The organism is Jiella pacifica, from assembly GCF_010500815.1.
Classification (GTDB): Bacteria; Pseudomonadota; Alphaproteobacteria; order Rhizobiales; family Rhizobiaceae; genus Jiella; species Jiella pacifica.
On the sequence record NZ_JAAAMG010000009.1, the window covers coordinates 1 to 26,248 of the forward strand.

22 protein-coding genes are annotated in these 26,248 nt (G+C 65.5%); 8 read left to right on the forward strand and 14 right to left on the reverse strand.

Annotated elements, in window-relative coordinates; genetic code table 11:
* Positions 1-370 precede the first annotated feature (370 nt).
* Genes pcaF through GTK09_RS12300 form a run of 3 tightly spaced genes read right to left on the reverse strand, consistent with a single transcriptional unit; the run spans position 371 to position 2,963 of the window.
* The gene (pcaF, locus tag GTK09_RS12290) at positions 371-1,573 is read right to left on the reverse strand and encodes a 3-oxoadipyl-CoA thiolase (protein ID WP_163463468.1); all 1,203 of its coding nucleotides are present in this window, start codon (positions 1,571-1,573) and stop codon (positions 371-373) included.
* Positions 1,573-2,259 carry a 3-oxoacid CoA-transferase subunit B gene (locus GTK09_RS12295; RefSeq protein WP_163463469.1) on the reverse strand — a complete coding sequence of 229 codons (687 nt, stop codon included), beginning with the start codon at positions 2,257-2,259 and terminating at the stop codon, positions 1,573-1,575. The genes pcaF and GTK09_RS12295 overlap by 1 nt, the downstream gene beginning before the upstream one ends.
* Positions 2,256-2,963 (reverse strand): 3-oxoacid CoA-transferase subunit A, encoded by a 708-nt coding sequence (locus tag GTK09_RS12300; protein WP_163463470.1) that lies wholly within the window; start codon positions 2,961-2,963, stop codon positions 2,256-2,258. The genes GTK09_RS12295 and GTK09_RS12300 overlap by 4 nt, the downstream gene beginning before the upstream one ends.
* Before the next feature lie 319 nt (positions 2,964-3,282).
* Between GTK09_RS12300 and purB the strand changes: the two genes are divergently transcribed.
* Both purB and GTK09_RS12310 read left to right on the forward strand, forming a co-directional pair.
* The gene (gene purB / locus GTK09_RS12305) at positions 3,283-4,614 is read left to right on the forward strand and encodes an adenylosuccinate lyase (RefSeq protein ID WP_163463471.1); all 1,332 of its coding nucleotides are present in this window, start codon (positions 3,283-3,285) and stop codon (positions 4,612-4,614) included.
* 87 nt (positions 4,615-4,701) lie between these two features.
* Positions 4,702-4,893 (forward strand): hypothetical protein, encoded by a 192-nt coding sequence (locus GTK09_RS12310; protein ID WP_163463472.1) that lies wholly within the window; start codon positions 4,702-4,704, stop codon positions 4,891-4,893.
* A 241-nt stretch (positions 4,894-5,134) separates the two neighbouring features.
* Here the strand turns inward: GTK09_RS12310 and dnaK are convergent, their stop codons facing one another.
* Together dnaK and GTK09_RS12320 are read right to left on the reverse strand one after the other, a co-directional pair.
* A complete protein-coding gene (dnaK, locus tag GTK09_RS12315) occupies positions 5,135-7,063 on the reverse strand; it encodes a molecular chaperone DnaK (protein WP_163463473.1) in 1,929 nt (642 codons plus the stop codon).
* A 510-nt stretch (positions 7,064-7,573) separates the two neighbouring features.
* On the reverse strand, positions 7,574-9,823 hold the full coding sequence (locus GTK09_RS12320) for a transglycosylase domain-containing protein (RefSeq protein WP_163463474.1): 2,250 nt from the start codon (positions 9,821-9,823) through the stop codon (positions 7,574-7,576).
* Between the two features lie 381 nt (positions 9,824-10,204).
* Between GTK09_RS12320 and GTK09_RS12325 the strand changes: the two genes are divergently transcribed.
* Positions 10,205-11,002 (forward strand): SDR family NAD(P)-dependent oxidoreductase, encoded by a 798-nt coding sequence (locus GTK09_RS12325; protein WP_163463475.1) that lies wholly within the window; start codon positions 10,205-10,207, stop codon positions 11,000-11,002.
* Between the two features lie 68 nt (positions 11,003-11,070).
* Here GTK09_RS12325 and GTK09_RS12330 read toward each other — a convergent pair whose 3' ends face one another.
* The 3 genes from GTK09_RS12330 to GTK09_RS12340 form a co-directional block, all read right to left on the reverse strand.
* The gene (locus GTK09_RS12330) at positions 11,071-11,889 is read right to left on the reverse strand and encodes an alpha/beta fold hydrolase (protein ID WP_163463476.1); all 819 of its coding nucleotides are present in this window, start codon (positions 11,887-11,889) and stop codon (positions 11,071-11,073) included.
* 163 nt (positions 11,890-12,052) lie between these two features.
* Positions 12,053-12,883: a MipA/OmpV family protein gene (locus tag GTK09_RS12335; RefSeq protein ID WP_163463477.1), complete on the reverse strand. Its 831-nt coding sequence runs from the start codon at positions 12,881-12,883 to the stop codon at positions 12,053-12,055.
* A 477-nt stretch (positions 12,884-13,360) separates the two neighbouring features.
* Positions 13,361-14,764 (reverse strand): M20/M25/M40 family metallo-hydrolase, encoded by a 1,404-nt coding sequence (locus GTK09_RS12340; protein WP_163463478.1) that lies wholly within the window; start codon positions 14,762-14,764, stop codon positions 13,361-13,363.
* A gap of 188 nt (positions 14,765-14,952) precedes the next feature.
* Here GTK09_RS12340 and GTK09_RS12345 point away from each other — a divergent pair, with 188 nt between their 5' ends.
* Together GTK09_RS12345 and GTK09_RS12350 are read left to right on the forward strand one after the other, a co-directional pair.
* Positions 14,953-15,996, forward strand: a complete 1,044-nt coding sequence (locus GTK09_RS12345; RefSeq protein ID WP_163463479.1) for an aldo/keto reductase — start codon at positions 14,953-14,955, stop codon at positions 15,994-15,996.
* A gap of 202 nt (positions 15,997-16,198) precedes the next feature.
* Positions 16,199-17,431, forward strand: coding sequence for an MFS transporter (locus GTK09_RS12350; protein WP_163463480.1), 1,233 nt, complete (start codon positions 16,199-16,201; stop codon positions 17,429-17,431).
* A 122-nt stretch (positions 17,432-17,553) separates the two neighbouring features.
* Here GTK09_RS12350 and GTK09_RS12355 read toward each other — a convergent pair whose 3' ends face one another.
* Both GTK09_RS12355 and rirA read right to left on the reverse strand, forming a co-directional pair.
* Positions 17,554-17,856 (reverse strand): DUF1289 domain-containing protein, encoded by a 303-nt coding sequence (locus tag GTK09_RS12355; RefSeq protein WP_163463481.1) that lies wholly within the window; start codon positions 17,854-17,856, stop codon positions 17,554-17,556.
* On the reverse strand, positions 17,853-18,314 hold the full coding sequence (gene rirA / locus GTK09_RS12360; RefSeq protein WP_163463482.1) for an iron-responsive transcriptional regulator RirA: 462 nt from the start codon (positions 18,312-18,314) through the stop codon (positions 17,853-17,855). The genes GTK09_RS12355 and rirA overlap by 4 nt, the downstream gene beginning before the upstream one ends.
* 311 nt (positions 18,315-18,625) lie before the next feature.
* Here rirA and GTK09_RS12365 point away from each other — a divergent pair, with 311 nt between their 5' ends.
* Positions 18,626-19,144 carry an RICIN domain-containing protein gene (locus GTK09_RS12365; protein WP_163463483.1) on the forward strand — a complete coding sequence of 173 codons (519 nt, stop codon included), beginning with the start codon at positions 18,626-18,628 and terminating at the stop codon, positions 19,142-19,144.
* 137 nt (positions 19,145-19,281) lie between these two features.
* Here GTK09_RS12365 and GTK09_RS12370 read toward each other — a convergent pair whose 3' ends face one another.
* The 4 genes from GTK09_RS12370 to dnaG all read right to left on the reverse strand — a co-directional run bounded on the left by GTK09_RS12370 (position 19,282) and on the right by dnaG (position 24,860).
* Complete coding sequence (locus GTK09_RS12370; RefSeq protein ID WP_163463484.1) at positions 19,282-19,581, reverse strand: HlyU family transcriptional regulator; 300 nt, start codon at positions 19,579-19,581, stop codon at positions 19,282-19,284.
* Positions 19,582-19,780: 199 nt separating this feature from the next.
* A complete protein-coding gene (locus GTK09_RS12375; protein WP_163463485.1) occupies positions 19,781-20,401 on the reverse strand; it encodes a Uma2 family endonuclease in 621 nt (206 codons plus the stop codon).
* Positions 20,402-20,570: 169 nt separating this feature from the next.
* Complete coding sequence (gene rpoD / locus GTK09_RS12380; RefSeq protein WP_376767999.1) at positions 20,571-22,580, reverse strand: RNA polymerase sigma factor RpoD; 2,010 nt, start codon at positions 22,578-22,580, stop codon at positions 20,571-20,573.
* 324 nt (positions 22,581-22,904) lie between these two features.
* On the reverse strand, positions 22,905-24,860 hold the full coding sequence (gene dnaG / locus GTK09_RS12385; RefSeq protein ID WP_163463487.1) for a DNA primase: 1,956 nt from the start codon (positions 24,858-24,860) through the stop codon (positions 22,905-22,907).
* A 144-nt stretch (positions 24,861-25,004) separates the two neighbouring features.
* Here dnaG and GTK09_RS12390 point away from each other — a divergent pair, with 144 nt between their 5' ends.
* Together GTK09_RS12390 and GTK09_RS12395 are read left to right on the forward strand one after the other, a co-directional pair.
* Positions 25,005-25,394, forward strand: a complete 390-nt coding sequence (locus GTK09_RS12390; RefSeq protein WP_163463488.1) for a CidA/LrgA family protein — start codon at positions 25,005-25,007, stop codon at positions 25,392-25,394.
* Positions 25,394-26,113, forward strand: a complete 720-nt coding sequence (locus GTK09_RS12395) for an LrgB family protein (RefSeq protein ID WP_163463636.1) — start codon at positions 25,394-25,396, stop codon at positions 26,111-26,113. Before GTK09_RS12390 ends, GTK09_RS12395 begins: the two co-directional genes overlap by 1 nt.
* Positions 26,114-26,248 lie beyond the last annotated feature (135 nt).

Genomic DNA, 26,248 nt, shown 5'->3' on the forward strand with positions numbered 1-26,248 from the left:
AGGCTCTCGCCAATCGCTCGGGGTCGAAAAAGCTCGCTCTCACCGCCGTCGCGCACAAGCTGCTCGTCGTCCTCAATGCCATGCAACGCGACCAAAAGGCGTTCGCATGAACACAGTTGCCAGGGGCGGTTGCCGCGACTCTGGATGACGCGACGCCCATCCAAACGGAAGCGAGAGGCGCCCTGTGTCTCCTGGATTCTCGGGACGGGGCCCGAGAATGACGACGCGTTGAGGATCGCGCCTCCAGTTTCTGCGCCCCGGCATTCGCGATCCTATGGAAATCGTCGTCCTTCAGAGGCTTTTTTCGATCTTGGAATGCGGTACGGACGCGCCCGAGGACGACCCCGCACCAACGCGTTCGCCCCAGCCCTCACGCCCGCTCCAACCCGATGGCGATTCCCTGGCCGACGCCGATGCACATGGTCGCCAGCGCCCGGTTCTTGCCGGTGAGCCGGAGCTCCAGCGCCGCGGTGCCGGCGATGCGGGCGCCGGACATGCCGAGCGGGTGGCCGAGGGCAATGGCGCCGCCGTTCGGGTTCACGCGGGGGTCGTCGTCGGCGATGCCGAGATCGCGCAGCGTCGCGAGGCCCTGGGAGGCGAAGGCCTCGTTCAGCTCGATGACGTCGAATTCCTCGACCGAAAGACCGAGAAGCGCCATCAGCTTCTTCGAGGCCGGCGCCGGGCCGAAGCCCATGATGCGCGGCGGAACGCCGGCCGTGGCCCCGCCCATGATCCGGGCGATCGGCGTCAGGCCGTGAGCCTTCACCGCAGCCTCGGAGGCGACGATCAGCGCCGCCGCGCCGTCATTGACGCCGCTGGCGTTGCCGGCCGTCACCGAGCCGCCGTCGCGGAACGGTGTCTTGAGTTTCGCGAGCGCCTCCAGCGTCGTCTCGGGCCGCGGATGCTCGTCGGTGTCGACGATCTTCGGATCGCTCCTGCGCTGGGCGATCTCGACCGGGACGATCTCCTTGGCCAGACGGCCCGACTCGATTGCCCGTCCCGCCTTCTGCTGGGACCGCAGGGCGAAGGCGTCCTGGTCCGAACGGCTGACAGAAAAATCCTCGGCGACGTTCTCGCCGGTCTCGGGCATCGAATCGACGCCGTACTGCTTCTTCATCAAAGGGTTGACGAAGCGCCAGCCGATCGTCGTGTCGTGGATCTCGGCCGAACGGCTGAAGGCGGTGTCCGCCTTGCCCATGACGAAGGGCGCGCGTGACATGGATTCGACGCCGCCGGCGATGGCAAGGTCCAGCTCGCCGGCCTTGATCGCCCGGGCTGCGGAAACGATCGCGTCCATGCCCGAGCCGCAGAGCCGGTTGATCGTGGTGCCTGGCACGCTCGCAGGAAGACCAGCCAAGAGCAGCGACATGCGAGCGACATTGCGGTTGTCCTCGCCCGCCTGGTTGGCGCAGCCGTAATAGACCTCCTCGACGGCCGCCCAGTCGATGTCGTGACGCTTCGTGAGAGCGCGAATCGGAATGGCGCCGAGATCGTCGGTCCGAACGCTGGCGAGCGCGCCGGCATAGCGGCCGATCGGGGTGCGGACGTAGTCGCAGATATAGGCGTCAACCATCAGGAAAGCTCCGGGACTTGAAGTGCGCCGACATCGCCCTCGACATGGAGCTTCGCGCCGGTCACGGATTGGAGATCGTCCATCGACAGATGGGGCAGCTTTTCGAGGACGACGAAGCGCGCGTTCGCGATATCGACGTCGATCACCGCCAGAGAGGTGTAGACGCGGGTGACGCACCCGACGCCGGTCAGCGGAAAGGTGCAGGCCTCGACGAGCTTCGGCTTGCCGTCGCGGGTGACGTGGTCGGTGAGGACGGCGACGCGCTTCGCGCCGTTGACGAGGTCCATCGCCCCGCCGACGGCCGGAACGCCCTTGTCGCCCACCCGCCAGTTGGCGATGTCGCCGTTGGACGCCACCTGCAGCGCGCCGAGAATGGCGACGTCGAGATGGCCGCCGCGGATCATCGCGAAGCTCGTCGCATGGTCGAAGAAGGCGGCGCCGGGCTTCAGGGTGATCGCCTTCTTGCCGGCATTGATCAGGTCCCAGTCTTCCTCGCCCTTCTCCGGCGCCCGGCCGAAGCCGAGGACGCCGTTCTCGGTGTGGAAGATCGGCTCGCGCCCGTCGATCGTGTAGGCCGCGACCTTTTCGGGAAAGCCGATGCCGAGGTTGACGTAGGCGCCGTCCTCGATGTCCTGCGCGGCGCGCCAGGCGATCTGTTCCTGATTGAGCTGTCCCTGGATGCTCATGGGTAGCGCGCCTCCGCCTGGTTCAGCACTTCTTCCTGCTGCGGGTTCTCCACTTCGACCAGCCGGTTGACGAAGATGCCGGGCGTCACGACGGCCTCCGGGTCGATGCCGCCGGCTTCGACCAGCCGGCTGACCTGGGCGATGGTCTTCCCCGCCGCGGTCGCCATGAGCGGATTGAAGTTGCGGGCCGCCAGCCGGTAGGTGAGATTGCCATAAGGGTCGCCGAGTTCGGCTTTCACCAGCGCGAAGTCGGCCTTCAGCCACCGCTCCTGGACATAGGGCTTGCCGTCGAATTCGGCCGTCGGCTTGGTCTCGCCGAGTTCGGTGCCATAGGCGGTCGGCGTGTAGAAGGCGGGAATGCCCGCCCCGCCGGCGCGGATGCGCTCGGCGAGCGTTCCCTGCGGCACCAGTTCGAGTTCGATCTCATCCGCGAGATAGCGATCGGTGAAGGCCTTCGGATCCTTGCTCTTCGGGAAGGAGCAGATCAGCTTCTTCACCATCCCCTGCTCGATCATCGCGGCGAGGCCGACATGGCCGTTGCCGGCATTGTTATTGACCACCGTCAGGTTCTTCGGCCCGGCGTCGATCAGCGCATGGATCAATTCGATCGGCGCCCCGGACCCGCCGAAGCCGCCGATCATCACGGTCGCCCCGTCGAAAATGTCCGCGACGGCCTCGGCCGCCGTGGCAAAGCGCTTGTTCACGTGGAATCCCTCCTTCTCTCGACAGACACATCCGGCCTCTATCCGGTGCGCTGTCGCCTTCCCGCGCCGGCAGGGACGCAAGCCGCCGGACCCGCCCGCTTCATCGGCAAAAGATCATCACTCGTCGATACGGACATCATACGGGATGTTCGCATCGTGTTGGCTTCTCGGCATGGAGCCGGAAACGTGCGCATGTTGAACAAGCAAATCGGCTTGTCGAGCCGGCTTCTCTCCGGCGATGCGTCGCTGAACGATTGAGGCTTGTCCCCCGCTCTGTTAGACGGCGGTCTTCCCGCAATCGACGTCCGGAACACGCCCGATGATCCCCCGCTACGCCCGCCCCGACATGGTCGCCATCTGGTCGCCGGAGCAGAGGTTCCGCATCTGGTTCGAGATCGAGGCCCATGCCTGCGACGCGCTGGCCGAGCTCGGCGTCATCCCCAAGGAAGCCGCGAAGACGATCTGGGAGAAAGGCGGCGCGGCGACCTTCGACGTCGAGCGCATCGACGAGATCGAGCGTGAGACCAAGCACGACGTCATCGCCTTCCTCACCCATCTGTCGGAGATCGTCGGGCCGGAGGCGCGCTTCGTCCATCAGGGGATGACCTCGTCCGACGTGCTCGACACCTGCCTCGCCGTCCAGCTGACGCGCGCCGCGGACCTGTTGATAGCCGATCTCGACGGGCTGCTTGCTGCGTTGGAGCGCCGGGCTTTCGAGCATCGCGACACCGTCACCATCGGCCGATCCCATGCCATCCATGCCGAGCCGACCACCTTCGGCGTCAAGCTGGCGCTCGCCCATGCCGAGTTCCAGCGCTGCCGCGAGCGGCTCGTCGCAGCCCGGGCCGAAGTCGCGACCTGCGCCATCTCCGGCGCGGTCGGCACCTTCGCCAACATCGACCCTTACGTCGAAGAGCATGTCGCCAAGGCCATGGGCCTCAAGCCGGAGCCGGTGTCGACCCAGGTCATCCCGCGCGACCGGCACGCGATGTTCTTCGCCGTCCTCGGCGTCGTCGCGTCTTCCGTCGAGCGGCTGGCGACGGAGATCCGCCACCTGCAGCGCACCGAGGTCTTGGAGGCGGAGGAGTATTTCTCGCCCGGCCAGAAGGGCTCCTCGGCGATGCCCCACAAGCGCAACCCTGTGCTGACCGAAAACCTCACCGGCCTCGCTCGCATGGTGCGCTCCTACGCCCTGCCGGCGATGGAGAACGTCGCCCTCTGGCACGAGCGCGATATCTCGCACTCCTCGGTGGAACGCTACATCGGTCCGGACGCGACGATCACGCTCGACTTCGCGCTGGCCCGCCTCACCGGCGTCGTCGACAAGCTGCTGGTCTACCCCGAGCGCATGGCGAACAACATGAACCGCCTCGGCGGCCTCGTTCATTCCCAGCGCATCCTGCTGGCGCTGACCCAGGCCGGCGTCTCCCGCGAGGACGCCTACCGCCTCGTCCAGCGCAATGCCATGAAGGTCTGGGAGAGCTATCATGTCGCCGGTTCGGCGACGGTCGACTTCCTCGAAGAGCTCCTGAAGGACGAGGACGTGCGCAAGGCGCTCCCCGAGGAGGAGATCCGCAAGCGCTTCGATATCGGCTATCACACCAAGCATGTCGGCACGATCTTCAGCCGGGTGTTCGGCCGGGAGGCATAAACCACGGGGGAACCGGCCACCGGCTTCTTCTGTTCGTTCGGGAACGGCGCCGCACCGGCGCCGGCGACACCGACCGAGGAGGAGAATTTGGCCGACCACCACGACAGTTCACCGTACCGCGGACCGAAAGCGCGCAGCCGATCCCGCCACACTCTCTGCATCGCCGCGGCGGTCATCCTGATTGCCGCGATCGCTTATTTCTCGCTGTTCACCCGAACGCCGGAGGAAGGCACTCGGGTCGACGACCCGTCACAGCTGACCGACCAGCCCGCCCAATGACAGGCGCCGCGCGCCGAGCAGGCGGCCTTCTCGGGGCGGGAGCGAGGAACCGCTAAGGCTGCGCCTCCAGGATTCTGCACCCGGCGCTGAAAACGTCCTGTGGAAGCCGCTGTCTTGGAGCTTGTGCCATTTGTGAGCGCGGTAGCGGTGGCGCGATGATCGGCCGCAGGCCGGACAACAAAAAGCCCCGGCGCTGGTCGCGCCGGGGCTTTTTTGTATTTCGATCGACTGAAGAGCCCGATCAGGCCGACTTCTTGCGCTGCTCGTCGTCGACTTCCTCATAGTCGGCGTCGACGACGTCGTCCTTGGCTTCGTCGGCGGAGCCCGTCGGCTCTTCGCCGCCTTCGCCTTCATTGGCCTGGGCCGCCTCGTACATCGCCTGGCCGAGCTTCATCGAAGCCTGGGCGAGCGTGTCGCTCTTGGCCTTGATCGTCTCGGCGTCGGCCTCGGGCTTCTCGAGCTCGGCCTTCAGGTCGTCGATCGCCGCGCGGATCGCGCCGCGGTCGGCCTCGGAGACCTTGTCGCCATAGTCGGCCAGGGACTTCTCGGCCGAATGGACGAGGCTTTCGGCCTGGTTCTTCGCCTCGACGCCCGCACGCCGCTTCTTGTCGGCGTCGGCATTGGCCTCGGCGTCCTTGACCATCTGCTCGATGTCGGCGTCGGACAGACCACCGGAAGCCTGGATGGTGATCCGCTGCTCCTTGTTGGTGCCCTTGTCCTTGGCCGAGACGTTGACGATGCCGTTGGCGTCGATGTCGAAGGTCACCTCGATCTGCGGGACGCCGCGCGGTGCCGGCGGGATGCCCTCGAGGTTGAACCGGCCGAGCGACTTGTTGTCGGCCGCCATTTCGCGCTCACCCTGGAAGACCTGGATGGTCACGGCGTTCTGGTTGTCCTCGGCGGTCGAGAAGGTCTGCGACTTCTTCGTCGGGATCGTCGTGTTGCGATCGATCAGTCGGGTGAAGACACCGCCCAGCGTCTCGATGCCGAGCGACAGCGGCGTGACGTCGAGCAGCAGCACGTCCTTGACGTCGCCCTGGAGGACGCCGGCCTGAATCGCCGCGCCCATGGCGACGACTTCGTCCGGGTTGACGCCCTTGTGCGGCTCCTTGCCGAAGAAGTTCTTCACCGTCTCCTGAACCTTCGGCATGCGCGTCATGCCGCCGACGAGCACGACCTCGTCGATGTCCGACTGCGACAGGCCGGCATCCTTGAGCGCCGACTTCATCGGGCCGACCGTGCGCTGCACGAGGTCATCGACCAGCGCCTCGAACTTCGAGCGGGTGAGCTTGATGTTGAGGTGCTTGGGGCCTGCCTGGTCGGCGGTGATGAAGGGCAGGTTGATCTCGGTCTGCGAGGCGGAGGAGAGCTCGATCTTGGCCTTCTCGGCCGCTTCCTTCAGGCGCTGGAGAGCGAGCTTGTCGTTCTTCAGGTCGATGCCCTGGTCCTTCTTGAACTCGGTCGCGAGGTAATCGACGAGGCGCATGTCGAAGTCTTCGCCGCCGAGGAAGGTGTCGCCGTTGGTCGACTTCACCTCGAACACGCCGTCGCCGATCTCGAGGATCGAGACGTCGAAGGTGCCGCCGCCGAGGTCGTAGACCGCGATCGTCTTGCCGTCGTTCTTGTCGAGGCCGTAGGCGAGCGCGGCAGCGGTCGGCTCGTTGATGATGCGCAGGACCTCAAGCCCGGCAATCTTGCCGGCGTCCTTGGTCGCCTGGCGCTGGGCATCGTTGAAGTAGGCCGGGACGGTGATGACCGCCTTCTCGACCTTCTCGCCCAGATAGGACTCGGCGGTCTCCTTCATCTTCTGAAGGATCATCGCGGAAATCTGCGAGGGCGAATACTTCTCGCCTGAGGACTCGACCCAGGCGTCGCCATTGTCGGCCTTGACGATCTTGTAGGGAACGAGGCCCTTGTCCTTGGCGACGGTCGGATCCTCATAACGCCGACCGATCAGCCGCTTGACGGCAAAAAGCGTATTCTCGGGATTGGTCACCGCCTGGCGTTTCGCCGGCTGGCCGACGAGGCGTTCGCCGTCGTCGCTGAAGGCGACCATCGAAGGCGTCGTACGCGCGCCCTCGGAATTCTCGATGACCTTGGAATTCTTGCCGTCCATGACGGCGACGCAGGAATTGGTCGTACCGAGGTCGATACCGATAACCTTCGCCATTGTCACATTCTCCTTGTTATAGCGAGCCGCCCGGGACCCTCGTTAAGGCGTTCCCGCTGGGCAACCCCCACGTGGCGTCTTCGAAATTCGTGAAGCCGGGTCGCCCCCGTTTCGGGGCCGCCGGCCAACCCGTGATGGCGGCTATATATGAATGGCTCCAAACCTGCGCAAGGCAGGTTCTGACGCTTTCGTGAGCGGATTTCCGCGGGCCCGGTACTCGAATCGCCGACGCGGCGATTTGAAGAAAATGCAACGATCCACGGAACCACACGCTTCCTCACGCGCTACCGCCTCGAACACTATGAGGCGATCCGCCGCATATCAGCCCCTAACGCCAGTATCCCGGAGCGCAAACCTTGAACAATATCATCTACCTCGTGGGCCTCGTCGTCGTCGTCATCGTCATCCTGTCGCTGATCGGCATCGTCTGAGCAGAACGATCAGCAGCCAACAAAAAAGCGCACCCGCCGCCGGGTGCGCTTTTTTTTGTCGTTAGTCTTCGGGTGAGATTCAGCCGCCGAAGATGCGCCGGAACAGGCTGCCATTGTTCTCCCGACGGGGCGAGACACGTTCCTGCACGACGACGCCCGGCGGCGGCGCGCGGTCGTAGATCACGCGGTTCTGCCCACCATCGCTGCCGTCGATCGGGACGCCGTCGTCCCGCGGCAACTCGCCGTCGTAGTATTCGCCACCATTGCCGTCGGCCATCAGCGGCGCGTCGGGCTCGCCGATCGTGTAGTTGCCAGGCAGCGGGACGTTGGGTGTTCCGTCGAGCGCAGCGCTCATGAATTCGTGCCAGGCCGCGGCCGGTAGCGATCCACCAGTGACGCGCTTCATCTTGGCGCCGTTGTCGTTGCCGAACCACACGCCGGTGACGAGCTCGGCGGTGTAGCCCATGAACCAGGCGTCCTTGAAGTCTTGGGTCGTGCCGGTCTTGCCGGCAGCATCGAAGCCCTCGATCGCCGCCTTGCGGCCGGTGCCAGAATTGACCACCCGGCGCAGCATGGCGTTCATCATCCCCACCATGTCCTCCGAGAGCACCTTCGGTGGCACCTCGGCCCCGCGTTCCCACACGACCTTGCCGTCCTCGGTGGTGATCCGGTTGACCAGATGCGGCGTCGCCTCGTAGCCGCCATTGGCGAAGGGCGCGAATGCGCCGGTCAGTTCCAGCAGCGACACCTCGGAGGTGCCGAGCGCGATCGACGGATTGTCGACGATGTCGGACTTGATGCCGAGCCGGTGCGCCGTGTCGATCACCGCCTGCGTCCCGACATTGTCGATCAGCTTGGCGGCGACGGTGTTGAGCGAGAACCGCAGGGCGTCCGCCACCATGACGGGGCCGCGATAGGTGTTCTCGTAGTTCGACGGCTTCCACTTGCCGATCTGGACCGGCCCGTCGACGATGATGCTTTCCGGCCGCCAACCGTGTTCGAGCGCCGTCTCGTAGACGAAGGGCTTGAAGGTCGATCCCGGCTGACGCTTGGCATCGACGGCACGGTTGAACTGGCTTTCGGCATAGTCCCGCCCGCCGACCAGGGCCCGGATCGCGCCGGTCCCGTCGATGGCCACCAGCGCGCCCTGCGTGACGTTCTGCTTGGAACTGTCGATCGTCTGGCGGATGGTCTTTTCGGCAATGCGTTCCAGCGGCATCTCGATCGTCGTCTCGACGATGACGTCCTGCTTGACGTCGCCGATCAGCTTCTTGATGTCGCGCATGACGAGGTCGGCGGCATAGTGCTGGGCGCCATCCCAGTAGCTCTTCGCCTTGACGGGTTTCTCGGCGACGGCGTCGTCATATTCCTGCCGGTTGATCTTGCCCTCGTCGAGCATGGCGGAGAGCACCACTTCGGAGCGCTCCTTCGCGGCCTTGGGATCGCGCGCCGGCGACAGTCGCGACGGCGCCTTGAGGAGCCCCGCCAGCGTCGCCGCCTCCGACAGCGTCACCTCGCTCGCCGACTTGCCGAAATAGCGCCGGGCGGCGGCCTCGACCCCCGTCGCCCCCGAGCCGAAATAGACCCGGTTCAGATACATGTCGAGGATCTGATCCTTGGTGAACTTATGCTCCAGCCAGACCGACAGGATCGCTTCCTGGATCTTGCGCTGGATCGTCTGCTCCGGGTTGAGGAAGATGTTCTTGGCGAGCTGTTGGGTCAGCGTCGAACCACCCTGCACGGTCGAGCCGGCCTGCCAGTTCTCGACGAAGGCGCGGACGATGCCCAGCGGATCGACGCCGAAATGGTCGTAGAAACGCCGGTCCTCGATGGCGATGACCGCTTCGGGAATGTACGGGCTCATCTCGTCGAGCGAGACTTCCTTGCCGCCGGTGAGGCCGCGATTGGCCAGGAGTTCGCCGTTCACCGAGACGATCTTGACGTTCGGCGGGCGGGCCGGGATCTCCCAGGCCTCCTGCGGCAGCTTGACGGCGAAATAGCCGACGACGGCGGCGACCGCGAGCCCCCCCCACAGGGTGCCGGCGATGCCGAGCCGCACGACGTGGCCGAGGAAGCTGCGCCGACGCCGGCGGCCATTGCCGCCGCCATCGCCCGAACCGCCGCCCCGTCGCGCCCCGCCGCGGCCACTGCCGCCGCCGGACTTCGCCGTCGCCTTGCCGCTGGTGGATTTCGCGGCAGGCTTGCGCTTCTTGCGATCGTTCGCCGCCGTCGGCACGGCCCGGTCGTCCGGGCTGATCGAAAGCCCGGCCTCGCTCACCCCCTCGTCGCGTTCGAAGCTCGGTTCGATCCGCTCGCGCCGTGCCGCCATGCGCAGCCTTTCATCCTGATACCGGGGGGCGCAGAGCTGCCGATTGGCGCTCCTCATCCCCCTCGCTTTCCCCATATGCCGCGATCTGAAGCGAGACCGCTTCTCGTCGGCGGCATCGCTCCCGGTCGTTCTTCCAGAACCTGTCTTTCAGAAGCCTGTCCCCACAGGCCCGTCGACGACCGGAATTTCCCCGGCGACCGGAATCGGCAGCGTCGTCTATCCATTCTAAATGAGGCGATTTAACGGGGCTTTAAGCAATCTGGCAGCGCCGTTTCAGCCTGCCGGACGGACCGTTCTTCCTCAGAACTCTTTCCCTTGCGGGCCATCCTCTAGTTCGCAGAACAACCCGGGTTTTCCCGTCCACCGAACCGAGTGCTTCCCATGCTGATCGATCTTTCCGGAAAAACCGCCCTCGTCACCGGCTCAAGCGGCGGCATCGGGCTCGCCGCGGCCAAGGGGCTCGCCAGGGCCGGCGCGCGCGTCGTCGTCAACGGCCGCGACACCGAGCGCGTCGAGACGGCGATCCGCGCCGTCCTCGATGCCGTTCCCGGCTCGGCCGTCTCCGGCGTCGCAGCCGATCTCGCCGACGCAGCGGGATGCGATAGGCTGCTCCAGGCGGTGCCGCAGACGGACATCCTCGTCAACAATCTCGGCATCTTCGGCCCGAAGCCGTTCTTCGAGATCGACGACGCGACCTGGGAGCGCTTCTTCCAGGTCAACGTCATGTCGGGCGTGCGCCTGTCGCGGGCCTATCTGCCGAAGATGATGGAGGCTGGCTGGGGCCGCGTGGTCTTCATCTCATCGGAATCGGGGCTGAACATTCCCGCCGACATGATCCATTACGGCTTCACCAAGACCGCCCTCCTCTCGCTGTCGCGCGGGCTCGCCAAACTCGCCAGCGGCACCGGCGTCACGGTCAATTCCGTCCTGCCCGGCCCGACGATGTCGGAGGGTGTCAAGGATATGCTCAAGGACATGGCGGCGGAGAAGGGCGTCTCGATCGAAGAGGCCGGCGAGATGTTCGTCAAGTCGGAGCGGCCGAGCTCCGTCCTCGGCCGCCCGGCGACCGTCGAGGAGGTCGCCAACATGATCGTCTATGCCTGCTCGAAGGAAGCGTCGGCGACAAGCGGCGGGGCACTGCGTGTGGATGGCGGGGTGGTCGATTCGATCGTGCCGTGAAACTCGACCCTGAAAAGGCTGAAGCCGGGAGCGCAGTGCGCCCCGGCCCCTCCAAACTTCACTGACGGCTACCGCACGAAATCCGCCAGATCAGCGACCAGCCGGTCCTGCTCGGTGTAGTGCAGGCCGTGGGGTGCGCCGTCATAGGCCTTCAGTTCGGCGCCGGTGATCATCTCGGCGGCCCGCTTGCCGGAGATCTCGAAGGGCACGGTCGAATCCGATGTGCCGTGGATGACCAGCGTCGGCACCTTGAAGGCCGCCATGTCGCCCCGGAAGTCCGTGCGGCCGAAGGCGTCGACGCATTTGATCGTCGACCGCAGCGAGGCCTGCAACGCCATCTGCTTGGTCCACTCCAGATAGGCCGACGAGACCGACCAGTCGAGCAGGCCGACGCCGTAAAACTGCTTGCCGAAGGTTTCGAGGAAGCCCGGCCGGTCCTTCTTCAGCTCGGCGATGAAGCCATCGAAGGTCGAGCCGTCGACGCCGTCCGGATTGCTGTTGTCCTTGAGGAGGTAAGGCGTCACCGCCGAGACGAGAATGGCGCGCGAGACGCCCTTGCCGCCGTGGCGTGACATGTAGCGGGCGACCTCGCCGCCGCCCATGGAAAAGCCGACAAGCGTCACGTCGGAGAGGCCGAGGCCGTCGATTACGGCGGCAAGATCGTCTGACATCGTGTCGTAGTCGTAGCCTCCGCCAGGCTGGCTGGAACGGCCGAAGCCGCGGCGGTCATAGGCGACGACGCGAAAACCCTGTTCGACGAGTTCGTGGGCGACATAGTCCCACATGTCGGCATTCAGCGGCCAGCCATGGACGAGGACGAAGGGGCGGCCGGTGCCCCAGTCCTTCGCATAAAGCTCGACGTCGTCGGTGGTCCTGTTGATGGGCATGGTGGCGCCCTCCTCGATGATGAAAATCAAGGAGGAAACGCAAATGGCCGGGCAGCGTTGCGCCCGGCCCCATGCCGTTCGAGCGATGTCGCGGGCGACCGATCGCCGCAAGGCCTCGATCATCCGGCCCCGGTGAGCGGCCCCGCAACCGAGGACCGCAGGATCAGAACAGATCGAGCGAGAAGCGCTTCGAGACGCCGAGGGTGAAGGAATACTGATTCTTGTCGCCAGCTTCGACGATCGGCGAGTCCGCCGCGTCGCCGACCAGCCGGTCCCATGAGGCATCGGCGTTGAGGAACCAGTCCGGCGTGAACTCGTAGCGCGCCGAGGCCGCGACGCCGACGCTCTTGACGCCGCCGCCCGCGTCATAGGCCGAGAAACGGCCGCCGCTGGCGATGGATTCGGCCGGGCTGACGGAGAAATAATCCTCCATGTAGCCCTTCGAGGCGAAGCTGACGGTCGGGCCGAGCTTGAGGGTGACGGTCTCGGTCGGACGGGCGATCAGGTTCGCCCCGGCATCGCCGACGAAGCCCTCCGCGCCGCCGAAGGCATAGCGCGCCGAACCGTAGATCTCGGCATTCTGCCACTCGTAGGAGACCTTGATGCCGGCCTCGTAGGTGGTGTCGACGTCGTCGAGGCCCTGCAGTTCGGAGTGGTCGTCCGCCTTGCGTTCGCCGACGACGTTGAAGGACGGCCCGATCGAGAAGCCGAGGCCGTCCGGCCCGCCGAAGGAGCCGAGGCCGGGCAGGTTCAGATATTCGACCGAGAAGATCGCGCCCGGCAGGACGCGGTACTCGTCGGAGCCGAGATATTCCGGATCGACGACGCCCTTGATGCCGAGCTCGAAGACGAAGTCGTCGCCGCCATAGTCGATCGCCGCCGGCTGCGGCGCAGCGGGCGCCGGATCATAAGGCACCGAGACATCGGCCGCGCTTGCCAGGGCAGTCGAAGCGAGAAGCGTGGTGGCGACCACCGAGGCAAAGCGCAAAGCCATACTGATACTCCGTTGCACGCCTCGTTTTGATCGGCCGGAGCGTCGTCGACCGACGCGCCCCGTCGGGCATGCTGTGAGGCCAGAGATGCCGGATCACGCGCCGCTGCGCAATTCACACACCGGCGAAAACCGACCGCGACGGGATGTTTCAAATCAGGCCGTTGCAGGAGGGTGACAGGGGCGGGCCACCGGGACGAAGCGGTCGGGCACGACGGGTCGACGACGGCTTTCTGAGGGCGGAACGCAAGAAGGGTGCGGCGATCCCCCGATCACCGCACCCTTCAGGCTGTCCCCCGCATCCTCTTTCGAGGCACGGTCATCCCCACACCGCAAAACGGCCTATCGCAGGATCGTGACCAAAAATCGATCAGTGGTCGCGATCGCGTGGCTTTTTCGGTGTCCCCTATGTCGATCAAATTAGCGAGGATCTCTTAAGAAGAGATTAATAGATGGGCGGGCTTGCCCGAGGCTGATCGTTCACCCCTCGCCCAGCGCCGCCAGGATGCGCGCCCAGGAGCGCTGGCCCTTGTGGAAGGACGACATCTCGTACTTCTCGTTGGGCGAGTGGATGGCGTCGTCGGCAAGGCCGAAGCCGACCAGCAGCGACTCCATGCCGAGGCGCTTCTTGAACTCGCCGACCACCGGAATCGAGCCGCCCATGCCGATCATCACGGCGGGGTTCGGCCACTCGTCGGAGAGAGCGACCCTCGCCTTCTGCAGCACGGGAGAATCGAAGGGCAGCTGGATCGCAGGCGAGCCACCATGGGGATGGAATTCGACCGTGCAGTCCGCCGGCAGCCGGTCCTCGACGAACTTGCGGAAGGCGGCGCGGATCTTCTCCGGATCCTGGGAGAACACCAGTCGGAACGAGACTTTCGCCGTCGCCTGCGCCGCGATCACGGTCTTGAAGCCCTCGCCGGTATAGCCGCCGGAAATGCCGTTCACCTCGGCGGTCGGGCGCGACCAGGTCTGCTCCAGGACCGAGCGGCCCGTCTCGCCGGCGGGCACCTTCAGGCCGACTTCTCCGAGAAAGGTTTCGTCAGACATGCCAAGCGCTTGCCAGCTTTTCTTGACGTCATCCGGCAGCTCCTCGACGCCGTCGTAGAAGCCGGGAATGGTGATCCGTCCGTCGTCGTCGCGCATCTCGGCGAGGATCTTCGCCAGGACGTGGATCGGGTTGCGCGCCGCGCCGCCGTAATAGCCGGAGTGGAGGTCGCGACTGGCGGCCTTGACGACGATCTCCTCGCCGACGAGGCCGCGGAGGCCGGTCGAGATCGCCGGGGTGTCGCGGTTCCACATGTTGGTGTCGCAGACCAGCGCGACGTCGGCGGAAAGCTCTTCCCGGTTGGCGTCGAGGAACGGGTTCAGCGAGGGCGAGCCGGATTCCTCTTCGCCCTCGAGGAAGATCGTCACGCGGCACGGCAGCCCGCCGGTCTCGGCCTTGAAGGCCCGGCAGGCCTCGATGAAGGTCATCAGCTGGCCCTTGTCGTCGGCCGAGCCTCTGGCGACGATGCGCTTCGTCCCGTCCGGCATCGTCTCGACCACGGGCTCGAACGGTCCGGTCTTCCATTCGGAGACGGGGTCGACGGGCTGGACGTCGTAGTGGCCGTAGAAGAGGACGTGGGGCGCCGGCTTGCCGTTCGTCGGGGCGGGTCCGGCGTGATGGGCGACGACCATCGGGTGGCCTGGGGTCTCGCGCACCGCAGCCTCGAAGCCGATGGCGCCGAGGTCGCCGGCGAGGAACTCCGCCGCCAGCCGGCACTGTTCGCGATAGGCCGGATCGGTCGAGATCGAGGGGATGCGCAGAAGCGCGCTCAGCCGCTCGACGGAGCGGTCGAGATTGAGATCGAGGCAGCCGAGAACGCTGTCGAGATCGGCCATGACGGTTCCTTTCAGGGAAATGATGGTTGGCACCGTGGTATCGGCTTGGCGGGGCGCTCCGCAAGCTCACTTTGCCGAACGAAAACCCCGCCGCGACGTTGCGCCCTGCCCCGATCCGACTATGTTCGCCCAATCGCCCACCGTAAGGTGGCGGAACCTCTCCTCATTGCCCCCCAGGATCTTTCGCGATGAAATACCGTCCGCTCGGCCGCACCGGCCTTTCCGTCAGCGAGATCTGCCTCGGCACCATGACCTGGGGCTCGCAGAACACGGAAGCCGAAGCCCATGCGCAGATGGATCTCGCCGTCGAAATGGGCGTGAACTTCTTCGACGCCGCCGAGATGTATCCGACGACGCCGGCAAAGGCCGAGACGGTCGGACGGACGGAAGAGTTCATCGGCACCTGGTTCGCCAAGGAAGGACGCCGCGACGACGTCGTGCTCGCCACCAAGGTCACCGGAAAGGGCAGCGCCCTCGTCCGCGACGGAGAGCCGATCACCGCGGATTCGGTGCGCCGCGCCCTCGACGCCAGCCTGAAGCGGCTGAACACCGACCGGATCGACCTCTACCAGCTGCACTGGCCCAATCGCGGCTCCTACCACTTCCGCCAGAACTGGACCTACGATCCGAGCGACCAGATGCCGGACGTGGTGAAGGCCAATATCGAGGAAGTGCTCGACGAGCTCGGCGCGCAGGTCAAGGCCGGCAAGATCGGCCATGTCGGGCTATCCAACGAGACCGCCTGGGGCGTCATGCAGTTCACCAAAATCGCAGAGCGGGACGGCACGCCCCGTGTCGCCTCGATCCAGAACGAATATTCGCTGATGCACCGGATCTTCGACCTCGACCTCGCCGAGACCGCCGTCAACGAAGACGTCGGGCTGCTCGCCTATTCACCGCTGGCGGCAGGCCTCCTCACCGGCAAATACACCGCCGGTGCCGTTCCGCCGGGATCGCGCGGGGCGATCAACAAGGGCCTCGGCGGCCGGCACACCGAATATGCGACGACGGTCGCCGACGAGTATTGCGAAGTCGCCCGCAAGCACGGGCTCGATCCGGCGCAGATGGCGATCGCCTTCTGTCTCAGCCGGCCGTTCATGACCGCAGCGATCATCGGCGCGACGAATCTCGATCAGCTGAAGACGAACATCGGCGCCGCCGAGGTGGTGCTTTCCGACGCGGTGACGGCAGACATCGCCGCCGTACACCGCCGCCACCCGCTGCCGCTGTAACTGCCTCGGGGCGGAGCCGACCCGGGTTCCGCCTCTCCGATTCGGCCGCCTGCGACTGAACCGGCTCCTTCCTTCATGGCACGCATGGGACCAAGACCGACCGACCGGCCGGCGCAGCCCCCGCAGCGTTCCGCCGATTTCAGGTTTTCCGGTGACCGACGAGCCGACGTCCCTTCCTTCCGCGACCAGTCCGGCGCCTCGCGTGCCCGAACCCACCCCGACCGAGGATCGCTTCGCAGCCTTCCGCAACCGGCGCTTCCTCTACTACTGGCTGGCGCGCTTCGCCGCGACCTTCGCGACCCAGATCGTCATCGTCTCGGTCGGATGGCAGATCTACGATCTCACCCGCAATCCGTTCGATCTCGGCCTCGTCGGGCTCTGCCAGTTCGCGCCGGCGTTCTTCCTCGTGCTCGTCACCGGGGCGGCGGCAGACCGCTACTCCCGCCGCCGCATCATGGCCGCCGGCATCGCGGTGGAAGGGATCGGGGCGCTCGTCCTCCTCGCCCTCGCCTATCACGGCCTGACCGAGCCCCTGCCGATCTTCGCCATCCTGATCGTCTTCGGCATCGCGCGGGCCTTCTTCGGGCCGGCCTCACAGTCGCTCGTCGTCAATCTCGTGACGAAGGACGAACTCGCCAACGCGATCGCCTGGAACTCCTCATCCTGGCAGATCGCGGCGATCGTCGGCCCGGTCGCCGGCGGTCTGCTCTACGGGGTCTCGCCGATCGCCGCCTATGGGGCCGGCGCCGCGCTGTTCTTCGCCGGCGCGGTCGCCGTCCTCGCCATCAAGGCGCCGGCCCACCGCCAGTCGAACGAACCGGCGAGCTTCGAGACCATCGTCGCGGGCTTCCGCTTCATCTGGAGCGAGAAGATCGTCCTCGGCGCGATTTCACTCGATCTCTTCGCCGTCCTCCTCGGCGGCGCTGTCGCGCTTCTGCCTGTCTATGCCCGCGACGTGCTCGACGCGGGGCCTCTCGCCCTCGGCCTGTTGCGCGCGGCGCCGGGCCTCGGCGCCATTCCGATGGCGATCTATCTCGCCGCCCATCCGATCAAGAACCACGCCGGCGCGATCATGTTCGTCTTCGTCGGGCTGTTCGGCGCCTTCACCATGGTCTTCGGGATTTCGACGACGATCTGGGTGTCGGTGCCGGCGCTGGTGATCATGGGCGCGTCCGACATGATCAGCGTCTATGTGCGCGAGACGCTGATGCAGCTGTGGACCCCCGACGACGTGCGCGGCCGGGTGAACGCCGTCAACATGGTGTTCATCGGCGCATCCAACGAACTTGGCGAATTCCGGGCGGGCGGCATGGCCGCGCTCATCGGAGCGGTGCCTGCGGTGGTCATCGGAGGTGCCGCGACCGTCGGCGTCGCCGGGCTATGGGCGTGGATGTTCCCCGAATTGCGCAAGGCGCGACGGCTGGCGCGGGAGTGATGCCGACAGTATCGAAAACCGCGACGTGTTGGTCGGGCGAACGCACCGGCACGGCTGCGTAGATGTGAACCGCAGAGCCAGCAGCGGTCATTCCTGCCGCGGACGCAAAGCCGGCAGGCGCGCTACTCCTCGATCTCCACCGGGCACGGAACGCCTTCGCGCTTGCATTTGTGCTGATAGGTATAGGCCCAGAAGGCGGGATTACGGCCGCTTTCGGCGATCCGCGCGATCAGAGCCTCGATGAATTCGCGCTTGGCGGCGGCGCCACCGTGGTGAGGGAAGGAGTCCTTCTCGGCCTTCGTCATCGAACAGCCGATGCAGCGGCCCTGGCGCTTGTACTTGCAGACGTCGATGCAGGGCGACGGCGCGGTTTCCCAGACGGCGTCGTCGTCCGTGCGGTCGGCCGGATGGGAAGCGGACGTCATGAGAGAGCGACGTGCTCCGTCGTCATCGGGATGCCGAGGGTCTGCGACAGGAATGGCCGGTTCTCGACGAGATCGGCGATCGAAAATCGCTCCAGCGTCGACAGAAACGCATCCAGCGCCTGGCGAAGCGCGGAGTTGAGTTCGCACTGGAAGACCAGCGGGCAGTCGGTGACGCCGCCATCGAAGCACTCCGCCATGGCGAAGCTCTCTTCCATCAGCTCGACGACCTCGCGAAGGTTGATGGTGGACGCCGGTCGGCCGAGGCGGATCCCCCCATTCCGGCCGCGGACCGTTTCCACCAGCCCGGAAGACACCAGCGGCTGCAGGATCTTGAACATGAAGGGTTCCGGCGCAGCATAGGAGCGCGCGACCTCGCCGAGCTTGCTGAGGCGGCCCGGGTTGGTCGCGAGATACATCAGGATCCGGATAGCATAGTTGGTCTGCCGGGTGAGGCGCATCGACGAAGTACCCTTTCCATGGAGCGGCAGAGCCGCTCCTCCTCCTGATCCTTCAACTAAGGTCTTTTTAGAGCAATTAAAAGGTGGAGCGCAAATCCCTCCCGAACATGCCGATTGCGCATGGATTTGAAAGACTTCCCGCGCCATCCGTTTTCCGAATCAGGCTTGCTCGGCGTCGTTAGGCGCGAGTACATTGCCGAATCGCAACCGGCAGGCGCCAATGATAGCGAAGCCGCATCTGAGCGACAGATATCTTCCCTTTCGTAAGGTCTTTCGGTATGGAGCGCCATCAACGATGAAAGGAAGCTCCCGTGCCGCGTCGCCTTGCCACCGTCCTGTGTATCACCGTCGCTTCGACGGCCGCTTCGGCCCAACAGTTCGATCTTAGATTCTTTCAGACTCTCTCCACCGAGTTTCGCGGCAGCGACATGCGGCTCGATGTCTATAATGGCGGCTCAAAGAACGACATGACGCATCTGGCGCCCGCGCAGGACGTCTCGGGCCAGTACTGGCGGCTGACGCCGGCGGGCAACGGCTACTACAAACTCTCGACCATGTTCCGCGGCGGCGGCATGTGCCTCGACGTCTTCAACGGCGGGGCACGGAACAATCAGGTGCACCTGGCGCCGTGCGGCAACTATTCAGGACAGTTCTGGCGCTTCTCGCCGGACGGTGGCGCCTATCGCATGACCACGCAGTTTCGCGGAGCGGACATGTGCCTCGACATCTTCAATGGCGGGCCCGACGACAACCAGCCGCATCTGACCCCCTGCGCCAACTATTCCGGCCAGTTCTGGCAGGTCTCGCCGACCTGGAAGGAAGCGCGCTGACCGCAACCCGGCGGCGGCATCGCCGACGCTTGACGCGGATGGGCTGGGGCGCTCGCCCTCGGCGGGGCGCCGCATCGGCGTCCCTGCACCCTGTTCAGTTCTCTTTCCTCTTTTGAAGCGCGCGTAGCGCCGCCGCCTCAGTTGTCGAAGATCGTCTCGCCCTGCTGGTCGATCACCTGCTCGGCCTTTCGCAGCGCGAACTGCGTGGCGTCCTCCTTCGAGGAGAACATGTCGGCGCGGATCATCTGATGGGATTTCACCGCCCCGCCGATCTCCTTCTCGATCAGCGCCGCGAGACGGAACTGGCCACCCTCCGGGATCGGCGTCGCCTTGATGGTGAAGCCGGCATGCTCGCGCGTCTCGGTGACCTTCGGTTCGGCCGGGGTTGTGGCGGCCGTTTGGCCCGAGCCGCCGAAGAGCTTCTTCAGAAATGACATTCGATTTCCTCGTTCATGCCACGGCGTCATCGTTTGCGTCGCGGCGTCTGGTGTCGCGGAGCCGTTCGGCGATCCTGGCACGCCAGGCCGGCTGGTCCCGGCCCTGCCACGTGGATGCTCCATCGGCAACGGCCTCGGAGCTTGCCGGCCGGTTGTCGGGCTCGCATGCCTTCGTGACAGCGGCCGGCGGCACGGGACGTCAGCTATAGTCGGAAAGCGTGATGGCGAGGCCGGGAACGGCAATCGGCGTCAGCGTCGCCTCGGTCCGGAAATCCGCGACGCGGCGATAGCCGAGCGGCATCGGCTCCAGAAACACACGGGTCTCCAGCCTGACGGCGTCGATCACCCAGAGCTCCCGGACGCCGAAAGCGGCGTAGATCAACGCCTTCCGGCCACGGTCATAGGCAAGGCTTGAATCGCCGACCTCGATGGCGAGGAGACTGCTGGGGCCGTCGAGCCCCTCAAGTGCGGCGGGATTTTCATAGACGACGAAGTCGGGCTCGACGAAGGTGTCCTCGGAGAGACGGAAGGTGGTTTCGGGCGTGAAGGCGAGAGGCTCGGGCAGCTTGCGCGCCAGCTGCATCATGACGAAGGTCTTCAGCCGCTCGTGACGAATTCCCTTGGCCGACATCGGCACCAGCTCCCCGCCGATGAGTTCGACGCGCTCCTTCGGATCCATGATGCCGGCCGCCACCATCGCCTCCACATCGGCGACGGTGAACCGCCGCCGAAGCAGCCCCTCGGCCGCCTGGGTGGTGGGGGGGACCGGACGCTCGAAGGTCTGTGGAAGCGGTTCGTGATGTTCTCTCAACGCGCTCATGGAAGCATCCTAGCACGATTGGATATGGAACAAATCAAGCGTCGGATCATGCATCCACCCTGGTCGATAGGTGCTAATCGGCCGACGGCTGGGGTGTCCAAGCCCTGAAACGCATGAAACCTGGAACGTGTCCGGGTTTCAACGAAATATTCGGTTTTCGGACAGGGCCTCAGCTGTCGAGGAAGCTCCGCAGCTTTCGCGACCTGCTCGGGTGCTTCAGCTTCCTCAGCGCCTTCGCCTCGATCTGGCGGATGCGCTCGCGGGTCACCGAGAACTGCTGGCCGACCTCTTCCAACGTGTGGTCGGTGTTCATGCCGATGCCAAACCGCATGCGCAGGACGCGCTCCTCGCGTGGCGTGAGCGAGGCGAGGACGCGGGTGGTCGTCTCGCGCAGATTGCCCTGGATCGCCGCATCGATCGGCAGGATGGCGTTCTTGTCCTCGATGAAGTCGCCGAGATGCGAATCCTCCTCGTCGCCGACCGGCGTTTCGAGGGAGATCGGCTCCTTGGCGATCTTCAGGACCTTGCGGACCTTTTCCAGCGGCATCGCCAGCTTTTCGGCCAGCTCCTCCGGCGTCGGCTCTCGGCCGATCTCGTGCAACATCTGGCGCGAGGTGCGGACGATCTTGTTGATCGTCTCGATCATGTGCACCGGAATGCGGATGGTGCGGGCCTGATCGGCGATCGAGCGGGTGATCGCCTGCCGGATCCACCAGGTCGCATAGGTCGAGAACTTGTAGCCCCGACGATACTCGAACTTGTCCACCGCCTTCATCAGGCCGATGTTGCCCTCCTGGATCAGATCCAGGAACTGCAGGCCGCGATTCGTGTATTTCTTGGCGATCGAGATGACGAGGCGAAGGTTGGCCTCGACCATCTCCTTCTTGGCCTGCCGCGCCTCGGCCTCGCCCTTCTTGACCATCTGCACGATGCGGCGGAACTCGATGATCTCGAGGCCGGTCTCAGTGGCCAGATTCTGGATCTCCTGGCGGAAATTCTTGATCCCGTCCTTCTCGTTCTGGACGAATTTCAGCCAGCCCTTGCCGGATAGATTTGCGACGTGGCGGGTCCAGTTCGGGTCGAGTTCGGAGCCCTGATATTCACGCAGGAACTCCTCGCGCTTGACGCCATGGGATTCGGCGAGGCGCAACAGCCGCCCCTCGTTGCCGACGAGCCGCTTGTTGATGTCGTAGAGCTGGGCGACCAGCGCATCGATGCGGTTCTGATTGAGCGACAGGCTCTTCACCGCAGCGACGAGGTCTTCCTTCAGCTTCTTGTACGAGCGCTCCTGGCTCGGGGAAAGCGTACCCTGAGCGGCGAGACGGTTCTCGACCTGCTGGTCCTGGAGCTTGCGCAGACGTCGGTAGCCGTCGGCGATCTGGTCGAAGATCTCCATGACCTGCGGCTTGATCTCGGCTTCCATCGCCGCGAGCGACAGATTGTTCTCAAGATCGTCTTCGTCGTCGTCGTCCTCGCCGCCGGCCAGCTGCTCCTCGCCGTTCTGCCGCTCGCCGCCGGGCGCCCCGTTGACGGTCGGGGCAGCAGCGCCCTCGCCGTTCGGCTGGGCCGAGGGGGTTTTCGCCTCCGGTCCGGCATAGGTCGCCTCGAGATCGACGATCTCGCGCAACATGATGTTGCCTTCGTTGAGCTCGTCGCGCCAGATGATGATGGCCTGGAAGGTCAGCGGGCTTTCGCAGAGCCCGGCGATCATCGTCTCGCGGCCGGCTTCGATCCGTTTGGCGATGGCGATTTCGCCCTCGCGCGACAGGAGTTCGACCGAGCCCATCTCGCGCAGATACATCCGCACGGGGTCGTCCGTGCGGTCGCCCGCCTCTCGCTTCGGCGCAGCGGCGACCTGGGTCGAACCAGTCTCGGCGACTTCGGTCGATTCCTTTTCCTCGGTCTCTTCCTCGCCGCCCTCTTCGTCGTCTTCGACGACGTTGATGCCCATGTCGTTGAGCATGGCCATCATGTCCTCGATCTGCTCCGACGTCACGTCGTCGGAGGACAGCATCGAGTTCAGCTTGTCCATGGTCACGAAGCCGCGTTTTTTTGCGGCCTTGATCATCTTCTTGACGGCGTCGTCCGAAAGGTCGAGCAGCGGTCCGTCCGGCGTGGCGTCGTTACGCTCCTCGACGGCTGCTTCGTTTTCCTTGGCCTTTGTCGCCATACGTTTCATTCTCCAGTTCGCATACCCTTCGGGCGACCCCCGCAGGACGAGGATGGTCGCCGCGCTGCGGCCCTTGGGCCACCATATGCGGCATCTGCCGTTAACGACGGCTTAACCATAAGCAGCCCGCCGTTCGGCGGCAGGCACCTTTAGGTTTGCCGGAAGGCGCATCTAAGAAGGCGCAGTTCCGAAATCTTTCAAGCTGGCAACTCGAATAGTTTGCCGTCTCGACCGAACGGATGTGCTCTGTCAAGCATTTATGCGCAATGTCATGGGGCGATCCGATCACGTTTCGCCAATTCGACGCGTTGTCTGGGTTCCCCTGCGTGGTCCTCAAATGGCCTTCATCGGCCGTCCCGACAAGAGGCCGAAGCCGTCGATCAACGCTTCGGTGCCGTCGACGCGTTCGATCTCGCTCTTGATTTCCATGACGTGGGCATAAGCCGCCTCCGTCGGCTCGCGGCCGAACATCTCCTCCGCATGCTGCAATTCGCGCTTCAGTGCGAGGAAGCGGTGCTGCAGGTGCAGCATCTGGCGCAGCGCCTCGCGGGCATCCTCGAAGGCTGCCTCGGCGAGCACAGGCCAGAGCCGCACGGCCTTGAGCTTTGCCTCGAAGGCGACGAACAGGGCTTCTGCACCATGGCGTCGAAGCTCGACGAGAAGTTCGTCGCGGTCCCTGGGCGGATTGGTCGCATGCGCGTCGAGCACCGCCGATCTCAGCCGCGAAAGATCACCCTTCGCAAGTTCGAGGCCGGCAAAGACTTCGAACTCCTCCTCCATCAAGAGCGGATGATTGACGAAGCCGACGACGATGGCGATTTCCCGCAAGGAGGGTGCCGAGCCGCCGGCCGGCGAGGCGAGGCGCGAGCGCGCCAGCCGATCGGAGATGGCCGCCCGCCCCGGTTGATGGCCCCTGCCCGGCTTGCCATCCCGGCGGCCGTAGCCGCCGCGGGCATTCCCCTTGCCCTGCCAGCCGTCCCGCTGGGTTCGGCCGGTGGACGTTCCGGTTCCGAAAAAACTCGACAGCCGCACTGAGAGATCGTCCAGATAGTGCCGGCGCACCGCCTCGTCGCCGATCGTGCGGTAGAGGCCTTTGAGCCGGTGTTCCAGTTCGGCGCGGCGCTCGGGCGTGTCGAAGTTGCCGCCCTGGGTTTCGCGCATGAAGACCAGATCGGCCAGCGGCCGGGCGGCCGAAAGCACCGCCGCAAAGCCCTCCGGCCCTCCGTCGCGTACGAGATCGTCCGGGTCCTTGCCTTCGGGCAGAAGCGCAAATCGCAGCGAGCGGCCGGGCTTCAGAGCCGGCAGGGCGAGTTCGGCCGCGCGATTGGCCGCCTTCAGCCCCGCGGCGTCGCCGTCGAAGCACAGGATCGGCTCGCTTGCCGCGCGCCAGAGAAGGTCGAGCTGGCGCTCGGTCATCGCCGTGCCGAGCGGCGCCACTGCGTGGGCAAAGCCCGCCTGGGCGAGCATGATCACGTCCATGTAGCCCTCAACCAGGATGACCGTGCCGGCCTCGCGCGCCGCGCGCCGCGCCCTGGCGAGGTTGAACAGCATGTCGCCCTTGTGGAAGACGTCGGTCTCCGGCGAGTTGAGATATTTCGCCTGGGCGTCGGCCGCCATCGCCCGTCCGCCGAAGGCGACGACGCGCTCGTTGACGTCGTGGATCGGGAACATGATCCGGTCGCGGAACCGGTCGTAGGAGACCGCGATGCCCTCGCCATGGACGACGAGACCGGCGCCCTCGATCTCCTCGCGGCCGAAGCCCTTCGTCGCCAGATGCTCCTTCAGCCGGTTGCGGGAGTTCGGCGCAAAGCCGAGGCCGAAGAGGCTCTGCGTGCGCGGCGTCATGCCGCGATCGCGCAGATAGGCCCTCGCCTTGGCGCCGTCGGCCTCGTGCAGCTGCTGGGAGAAGAAGCTTGCGGCCTCTGCCAGTGCCTCGACGAGGGTGCCACGCCTCGCCTCGCGCGCCTCGGCCTGCGGATCGCGCTCTGGCATCTGAAGTCCCGCCTCGGCGGCCAGCCGCTCCACCGCCTCGGGAAAGGCCAGGCCTTCCAGTTCGGTCAAAAAGCGGAAGTGATCGCCCGAGACGCCGCACCCGAAGCAGTGATAGCGGCCCTTGCGATCCTCGCAGTGGAAGGATGGGGTCTTCTCGCCATGGAAGGGGCAGCAGGCCCAGAAGTCGCCACGGCCGGGCTGCGACTTCTTGCGGTCGAAGGTGACCCGGCGGCCGATGACCTCGGAAATCGGCACCCGGTCTCTGATCTCGTCGAGGAAGGAAGGTGGAAAGCGCATCGTGCCCTCATAGCGCCCCGCGACACGAAATGGCAGTCTCAAAGGATCGGAAGCAGCGCCGGTCATAGGCATAATGCGATTGTCCCGCTCCCTCCGTCGCGGCAATTGCGATATCCCGCCTGCCATCAATCGAAGGCAAAATTCATGCTGCAAGCGCTGACCGCCATTCTCCTCTGCCAACTCGCCGGCGAGACGATCTCGGCGGCGAGCGGCCTGCCGCTGCCGGGCCCGGTAATCGGCATGGTCATCCTGTTCGTCGTTCTGATGATCCGCAACGGCGTGCCCAAGGATATCGGCGCGGTCGGCGACGCCCTCCTCGGCAATCTCTCGCTGCTTTTCGTGCCCGCCGGCGTCGGCATCATGCAGCATGCGTCGCGCTTGGAGGACGAGGCGAGCGCCGTCGCCGCTGCCCTCGTCGGCTCGACCCTGGTGACGATCGCCGTGACCGCCTTCGTCATGAACCGTCTCGGGCCGGGGCGCGGTGCGAGGCAGTTGGGCCGGACGAAAGCGGAGACCGGAGGAGACGAAGGATGATGCCCGAGACGCTGGCCGACATCTGGGTCTATCTCGCGGCAAGCCCGCTCCTCGCCTTGACCATGACCCTCGTCGTCTATCAGGGAGCGCAGTGGCTCTACGGCCGGGCCGGCCGGCCGGCGCTGCTCAACCCGGTGCTCATCTCAGTGATTTCGCTCGTCGCCATCCTGGCCGCGACCGGCACGTCCTATCAGAGCTACTTCGAGGGGGCGCAGTTCATCCACTTCCTGCTCGGCCCAGCGACCGTCGCCTTGGCGATCCCGCTCTTCCGACAGTTCGAAAAGGTCAGGCGCAGCGCCCTCGCCGTCCTCGCCAGCCTCCTCCTCGGCTCGCTGACGGCGATGGGAACGGCGCTCGGCATCGGCTACGTCCTGGGGCTCGATCACGTCAGCCTGGTTTCGCTGGCACCGAAATCGGTGACCGCGCCGGTCGCCATGGGCATCGCCGAAAAGCTCGGTGGCCTGCCGTCGCTGACGGCCGTCTTCGTCATCGTCACGGGCATCCTCGGCGGCGCGCTCGGGCCGGTCCTGCTCGACCGGATGAAGATCGGCGATCCGGCGGCGCGGGGCTTTGCCCTCGGCGCGGCCTCGCATGGGATCGGCACGGCCCGGGCGCTGCAGGAGAGCGAGGTGGCGGGCGCCTTCTCCGGCCTCGCCATGGGGCTCAACGCCCTGGCGACAGCAATTCTCCTGCCGCTGTTTTGGTCGTTCTTGAGCTGATCGGCACCGCGACGGACCCGCAGGCTGGCGGCGCTCAGCCTGCAAGCAGGGAGGTATCTCAGTTGACGTCATACCTTCATGAGCAGAGATAATGATATGAATTCAATGAAGATTTTATGCTTTTCAAATCCCTCA

Excerpts from the sequence above, each read along its gene's own strand:
- pcaF (WP_163463468.1), bottom strand. The coding sequence starts at position 1,573 with ATGGTTGACGCCTATATCTGCGACTACGTCCGCACCCCGATCGGCCGC.
- GTK09_RS12295 (WP_163463469.1), bottom strand. The coding sequence starts at position 2,259 with ATGAGCATCCAGGGACAGCTCAATCAGGAACAGATCGCCTGGCGCGCC.
- purB (WP_163463471.1), top strand. The coding sequence starts at position 3,283 with ATGATCCCCCGCTACGCCCGCCCCGACATGGTCGCCATCTGGTCGCCG.
- dnaK (WP_163463473.1), bottom strand. The coding sequence starts at position 7,063 with ATGGCGAAGGTTATCGGTATCGACCTCGGTACGACCAATTCCTGCGTC.
- GTK09_RS12320 (WP_163463474.1), bottom strand. The coding sequence starts at position 9,823 with ATGGCGGCACGGCGCGAGCGGATCGAACCGAGCTTCGAACGCGACGAG.
- GTK09_RS12325 (WP_163463475.1), top strand. The coding sequence starts at position 10,205 with ATGCTGATCGATCTTTCCGGAAAAACCGCCCTCGTCACCGGCTCAAGC.
- GTK09_RS12330 (WP_163463476.1), bottom strand. The coding sequence starts at position 11,889 with ATGCCCATCAACAGGACCACCGACGACGTCGAGCTTTATGCGAAGGAC.
- GTK09_RS12335 (WP_163463477.1), bottom strand. The coding sequence starts at position 12,883 with ATGGCTTTGCGCTTTGCCTCGGTGGTCGCCACCACGCTTCTCGCTTCG.
- GTK09_RS12340 (WP_163463478.1), bottom strand. The coding sequence starts at position 14,764 with ATGGCCGATCTCGACAGCGTTCTCGGCTGCCTCGATCTCAATCTCGAC.
- GTK09_RS12345 (WP_163463479.1), top strand. The coding sequence starts at position 14,953 with ATGAAATACCGTCCGCTCGGCCGCACCGGCCTTTCCGTCAGCGAGATC.
- GTK09_RS12355 (WP_163463481.1), bottom strand. The coding sequence starts at position 17,856 with ATGACGTCCGCTTCCCATCCGGCCGACCGCACGGACGACGACGCCGTC.
- rirA (WP_163463482.1), bottom strand. The coding sequence starts at position 18,314 with ATGCGCCTCACCCGGCAGACCAACTATGCTATCCGGATCCTGATGTAT.
- GTK09_RS12370 (WP_163463484.1), bottom strand. The coding sequence starts at position 19,581 with ATGTCATTTCTGAAGAAGCTCTTCGGCGGCTCGGGCCAAACGGCCGCC.
- GTK09_RS12375 (WP_163463485.1), bottom strand. The coding sequence starts at position 20,401 with ATGAGCGCGTTGAGAGAACATCACGAACCGCTTCCACAGACCTTCGAG.
- rpoD (WP_376767999.1), bottom strand. The coding sequence starts at position 22,580 with ATGAAACGTATGGCGACAAAGGCCAAGGAAAACGAAGCAGCCGTCGAG.
- dnaG (WP_163463487.1), bottom strand. The coding sequence starts at position 24,860 with ATGCGCTTTCCACCTTCCTTCCTCGACGAGATCAGAGACCGGGTGCCG.
- GTK09_RS12390 (WP_163463488.1), top strand. The coding sequence starts at position 25,005 with ATGCTGCAAGCGCTGACCGCCATTCTCCTCTGCCAACTCGCCGGCGAG.
- GTK09_RS12395 (WP_163463636.1), top strand. The coding sequence starts at position 25,394 with ATGCCCGAGACGCTGGCCGACATCTGGGTCTATCTCGCGGCAAGCCCG.